Origin of the sequence: uncultured Aquincola sp., assembly GCF_964001545.1 — a bacterium.
In the GTDB taxonomy this organism is placed as follows: Bacteria; Pseudomonadota; Gammaproteobacteria; order Burkholderiales; family Burkholderiaceae_C; genus Aquincola.
This window is the reverse complement of sequence record NZ_CAXFDV010000403.1, coordinates 1-4,655: the sequence shown is the minus strand read 5'-3', so window position 1 is coordinate 4,655 and position 4,655 is coordinate 1. Positions and strand designations below refer to the sequence as shown.

Genomic DNA, 4,655 nt, shown 5'->3' with positions numbered 1-4,655 from the left:
GGCCACGCTGTGTTCCGACACCAGGTGACCGGCCAGCGCCTTGACCGACGTGTTCTGGGCCCGCTCGGCACCGATGCGGCCCACCTCCACCTCGAACAGCCCCGAGGCATGGGCCGCCGTCATGAAGGCCTTGTCCGCCGCGCTCAGCGGCGCGGCGGCACCAGGGGCCGCGGCATCGCTGGCCGGCGCCGTGGGCGTGGCGGAAGCAGCCACGCCCGGTGCAGGCGCCACGGCTGGTGCGGTGCCGCTGGGCGCGGTGTTCTCGGGCGTGGCCATGCCGGCCTCGGGCGCGCCGTTCGGTATGCCCACGGGACTGCCGGTACGGCTGTTGGCGGGCGAGTCGGGCGGCGGGCTGCCGGCATCGGTGGGCGCATTGCCCGCGCCGGGCGCGGCGCCCGACGCAGCGGGCGTGCTCGGCGCCATGCCGTTGCCATCGGTGTTGCGTGTGCCACGGTCGCAGCCGGCGGCCAGCGCAGCGATGGCCAGGGCCAGCACGGTGGCCAGGCCAGCAGGCCTTGGGGTGCGGAAGGAAGCTTGTGCAGTCATCAGGTTCGGCTCCTCGCGGCATGCGCCGCCTTGCGGCACAGGCGGCAAGGCACGTGCCCTGCCACGCGTCCCCGCACCGCCCATCGGCCGCGGCCCGGCGCGGCATGGCGCTTGCCGCCAGCGGACGACGCAGCACCCCTTGAAAGGAGCCCACGTATGACCCATTCCACGCAGGTGTCCGGCCCCGGCCGGCCGATGAACGAGCGCCGCGATGCGGTGAAGGAAGAGGAAGGCCTGGCCGAAGTGCTGGACGGCGGCGCAGCGCTGCCGCAGGCCGACGACACGCCCGAGCAGCAGGCAGCGGACGACGCCGAGAGCAGCCTGGCCCGTCAGGCCGACCGCGACGCCACCGACAACGAAAACGGGAGGAAGGCGGGATGAGCGCCAACACCAACCCACTGTGGGTCCTGGTGGCCGACGAAGCGGTGGCCCATGTGTACGCGCTGCCCAAGCCCGGCGCCGTGCTGCAACCGGTGCACACCCTGACCGACCCCGACGCCCATGCACGCGATGCCGAGATGCGGCACGACGGCCATGGCCAGCGCGCGCAGGTCGGTGTGCATGCCAGCAACGCCACCACGTCGGCCGGACTGGAAGAGACGCACCAGCATGCCCAGGTGTTTGCCGGCACCGTGGCCAGGTGGCTGGCGCAGGAGCGCCAGGCGGGCCGCTTCAGCAGCCTGCGCGTGGTGGCCGCGCCGCGCTTTTTGGGCCTGCTGCGCAAGGCCTTGCCGCCGCAGGTGGCCGACGTGGTCACCGACGACGACAACCACGACCTGACCCACTTGCGCGCCGAAGAGCTGACGGCCCGCCTGTTTCCGGCGGCAGACGGCGGCCGATGAACGGCCTGCTGGTGTCACCGCATCTGGACGATGCGGTGTTCGGCTGCGGCCGCTGGCTGGCCGCGCACCCCGGCACCTGCGTGGTGACGGTGCTGGCCAGCCTGCCGCCGCGGCCCGAACGCCTGACTGACTGGGACCGCCAATGCGGCTTCGACAGCGCCGGCCAGGCGATGCAGGCGCGCCGCGAAGAAGACGAAGCCGCTTTGCAGGCCGTGGGCGCGCAATGGCGCTGGCTGCCCTTCCTCGACAGCCAGTACGACCAGTCGCCCGGCGTGGACGAGGTGGCCGCCGTGCTGGCCACCTTGCTGCAGGACCTGCCGGCCGAAGCGCCGCTGCTGCTGCCGATGGGCCTGTTCCACTCCGACCATGTGCTGGTGCACGAGGCCGCATTGCAGGCGCTGCGCAGCAGCGGCCGCCGCAGCGCCATCGGGTATGAGGAGGCGCTGTACCGCGTGATGCCCGGCCTGCTGCAGCAGCGGCTGGTGGCGCTGGCGCAAGCCGGCATCACCGCCACGCCCTGGCCCGATCCGCCGCAGGGCGACGAAGCCGCCAAGGCGCGGGCGATCGCCGCCTACACCAGCCAGGCCCGCGCCTTCGGCCCTGACGGCCTGCACGACACCCAACGCCCCGAACGCTTCTGGCAGCTGACCCTGGACTGATGCACCAGCGATGACCGAACCCTTGCAGGACCCTCGTGTCAGCATCGTGGTGCTGACCTACAACCGCGCCGACGAGCTGATGGCGGTGCTGCACCGGCTGCAGGCCCTGCCCGAGCAACCCGAAGTCATCGTGGTGGACAACGCCAGCAGCGACGGCACCGCCGAACGTGTGGCCGCGGAGCATCCGCAGGTGCGCCTGGTGCGCGAAGCCAGCAACCGCGGCGCCGCCGGCCGCAACAGCGGCGTGGCGCTGGTGCGCACGCCTTACGTGGCCTTTTGCGACGACGACACCTGGTGGGCACCCGGCGCCCTCACCCGCGCGGCCGACCTGCTGGACCACCACCCGCGCGTGGCCGCGCTCAACGCCCGCGTGCTGGTGGGCCCCGAGAACCACACCGACCCCACCTGCGACGCCATGGCCCACAGCCCGGTGGACGCCCGCGGGCTGCCCGGGCCGGCGCTGGTGGGCTTCATGGCCGGCGCGGTGGTGATGCGCACCGAAGCCTTCCGCCAGGCCGGTGGCTACGAGCCGCGCTTCTTCCTCGGCGCCGAAGAAGCGCTGCTGGCCTTCGACCTGCAGGCCCTGGGCTGGGCGCTGTGCTACCGCCACGACGTGGTGACGCACCACCACCCCTCGCCCGCCCGCGACGTGCAGCACCGGCGCGCCAGCCTGATCCGCAACCGGCTGTGGCTGGCCTGGCTGCGACTGCCGTGGCCCATCGCCTGGGACGAGACCCGCAGCGTGCTGCGCGACGCCGCCCGGCAGGGCCTGCGCACCCAGGGCCTGCGCGCCGCCCTCGCCGGCCTGCCCTGGGTGCTGCGCCGCCGCCGCGTGCTGCCGCCCCAAGTGGTGCGCAACTGGTGGCTGGTGCACCGCGGCGTGCCGCTGGCGCCGCCCGCCCCCGTGCGGCGGGTGGTGGCGCAGCGACGGTGATCAGGCCGGCGGCCTGCGCTGCGTGATCGTTCGGTCTTCGTGAACGATGTGCCGCACGCCCTGGCTGTCGCCGGCGGCCAGGAAGTGGCGCAGAAAGGACGGCCGCAGGTCAACCTGCGAAAGCTCGCCCGCACGAAACCACTGGAACTGCAAGCGGGAGCCCGGCGTTCGGACGCCGTCGAGTCCCATGCCGCCCTCCTCGACCCGCTCGAAGGGTGCGCAGCCTGCCAGCGGCGAGCCCGCACGCAGGCTCACCGCGAAGTACATCTCGATGCCGTGATGCGGCCGGTCCCGATAGGTGTAGAGGTTCTCCACGACGGCCAGCAGGCGACCCACGTCCACATCCGTTCCCAACTCTTCGCGCATCTCACGCCGGACGGCGGCCTCGGCCGTTTCGCCCATCTCGACACGACCGCCCGGCAAGGCCCAGAAGGCATCGCCGGCCAGCCTGTGCAGCAGCACGAAGTCAGCATGGCGGAGTACGCCAGCAGCGCGCAGGTTGAAGCGCCAGTCGCTGGCGCTGAATGAGATCATGGGGGCCGTCATCACGTCCGATTCTGGTCGAGTCGGGGGCAACCTTGGCATGGCATCGCTCTGGCGCATCGCCAGCCGTAGGCGTCGTGCATCCCTTTCTCGCTGCTACCCCCCGCCGCCCCACGGGGCGGGTGGTGACGCAAGGGCACCGAAAATGCAGGACACTTTTGCAACATCGGACTTCATCCGGAGGCGCCCATGACCACCGTGCACATCGTGTTGCCTGACCAGCTGGCCCAGGAAGCGCAGCGTGCCGGCTTGTTGACGCCTGCCACGCTCGAACGCTGGCTGCGGGAACAGCTGGACGCACGTCAGATCGAAGGCTTGTTCGCCGCCATGGACAAAATGGCCGCGGTCGAAGAGCCGGCCGTCATGTCGCCTGAGGATTTGGCCGACGAGGTGGCTCGGCTGAAAACTGAAGGAGCTGCATCGCGCCAAGACTGAGCGTTGACCGTGCGCTTGGTCCTCGACACCAACGTGGTGGCATCCGCCATGTTGTGGGGCGGAAGTCCAAAGCTGCTGCTCCAGGCGGCGCGTGAACTTCGGGTGGAGCTCTTCAGCAGCAGCGCCATCCTTGTTGAGCTCGAAGACATCCTGGGTCGCAAGAAGTTCGGGAAGAAGCTCGCTGCGTCGGGCATGAGCCGGGAGCAGCTGGCTGCCGCCTATGCGCGTCTCGCTCCCGCAGTCAGGCCCGTGATGGTGGTCCGCATTGCACCAGACCCCGATGACGACGTGATCATCGGCACCGCGCTGGCAGCGCGGGCAGACGCAGTGGTCACCGGTGACAAGGCCCTGCTGTCGGTCGGTCAGCATCAGGCAGTGCAGATCATCACCGTCGCGCAGGCCCTGGCCTGGCTGGCCGACCCGCCCTCGGCCTGAGCCTCACATCCTCCGATCTTCCGGCCCGCCGGCCAGGCACTTGTCGAACCAGGCGATGGTGTCCAGCAGACCGGTGCGCAGCTCCACCGCGGGCTGCCAGCCCAGCTCTTCGCGGGCCAGGCTGATGTCGGGGCAGCGCTGGCGGGGGTCGTCCTGGGGCAGGGGTTCGAAGACCAGCGGCGAGCGTGAGCCGGTGAGTTCCAGCACCAGGCGGGCGATGTCCAGCATGCTGCGCTCCACCGGGTTGCCGATGTTCACCGG

Annotated in this window: 8 protein-coding genes and 1 pseudogene; 6 read left to right on the top strand and 3 right to left on the bottom strand. The window is 71.3% G+C overall.

The genetic code is table 11. From position 1 onward, the window contains the following. On the bottom strand, window positions 1-546 hold a 546-nt coding region (locus ABNT58_RS13820; protein WP_348754044.1), incomplete at its 3' end, for a DUF4142 domain-containing protein. Between the two features lie 156 nt (window positions 547-702). On the opposite strand from ABNT58_RS13820, the gene ABNT58_RS13815 reads away from it, so the two are divergent. The 4 genes from ABNT58_RS13815 to ABNT58_RS13800 are packed head-to-tail and all read left to right on the top strand — an operon-like array spanning window position 703 to window position 2,981. Then, window positions 703-927, top strand: a complete 225-nt coding sequence (locus tag ABNT58_RS13815; protein ID WP_348754043.1) for a hypothetical protein — start codon at window positions 703-705, stop codon at window positions 925-927. Continuing rightward, the gene (locus ABNT58_RS13810) at window positions 924-1,388 is read left to right on the top strand and encodes a host attachment protein (protein WP_348754042.1); all 465 of its coding nucleotides are present in this window, start codon (window positions 924-926) and stop codon (window positions 1,386-1,388) included. The genes ABNT58_RS13815 and ABNT58_RS13810 overlap by 4 nt, the downstream gene beginning before the upstream one ends. After that, window positions 1,385-2,047 carry a PIG-L family deacetylase gene (locus ABNT58_RS13805; RefSeq protein WP_348754041.1) on the top strand — a complete coding sequence of 221 codons (663 nt, stop codon included), beginning with the start codon at window positions 1,385-1,387 and terminating at the stop codon, window positions 2,045-2,047. The genes ABNT58_RS13810 and ABNT58_RS13805 overlap by 4 nt, the downstream gene beginning before the upstream one ends. A gap of 10 nt (window positions 2,048-2,057) precedes the next feature. Further along, complete coding sequence (locus tag ABNT58_RS13800; RefSeq protein WP_348754040.1) at window positions 2,058-2,981, top strand: glycosyltransferase; 924 nt, start codon at window positions 2,058-2,060, stop codon at window positions 2,979-2,981. On the opposite strand, the gene ABNT58_RS13795 is transcribed toward ABNT58_RS13800, so the two are convergent. Beyond that, window positions 2,982-3,527 carry an NUDIX domain-containing protein gene (locus tag ABNT58_RS13795; RefSeq protein WP_348754039.1) on the bottom strand — a complete coding sequence of 182 codons (546 nt, stop codon included), beginning with the start codon at window positions 3,525-3,527 and terminating at the stop codon, window positions 2,982-2,984. Between the two features lie 186 nt (window positions 3,528-3,713). Here ABNT58_RS13795 and ABNT58_RS13790 point away from each other — a divergent pair, with 186 nt between their 5' ends. Both ABNT58_RS13790 and ABNT58_RS13785 read left to right on the top strand, forming a co-directional pair. Beyond that, window positions 3,714-3,959 (top strand): hypothetical protein, encoded by a 246-nt coding sequence (locus ABNT58_RS13790; RefSeq protein ID WP_348754038.1) that lies wholly within the window; start codon window positions 3,714-3,716, stop codon window positions 3,957-3,959. Window positions 3,960-3,968: 9 nt separating this feature from the next. Beyond that, window positions 3,969-4,394 (top strand): putative toxin-antitoxin system toxin component, PIN family, encoded by a 426-nt coding sequence (locus ABNT58_RS13785; RefSeq protein ID WP_348754037.1) that lies wholly within the window; start codon window positions 3,969-3,971, stop codon window positions 4,392-4,394. A 3-nt stretch (window positions 4,395-4,397) separates the two neighbouring features. Here the strand turns inward: ABNT58_RS13785 and ABNT58_RS13780 are convergent. After that, a pseudogene (locus tag ABNT58_RS13780) lies at window positions 4,398-4,655 on the bottom strand (SDR family NAD-dependent epimerase/dehydratase); the annotation flags it as partial.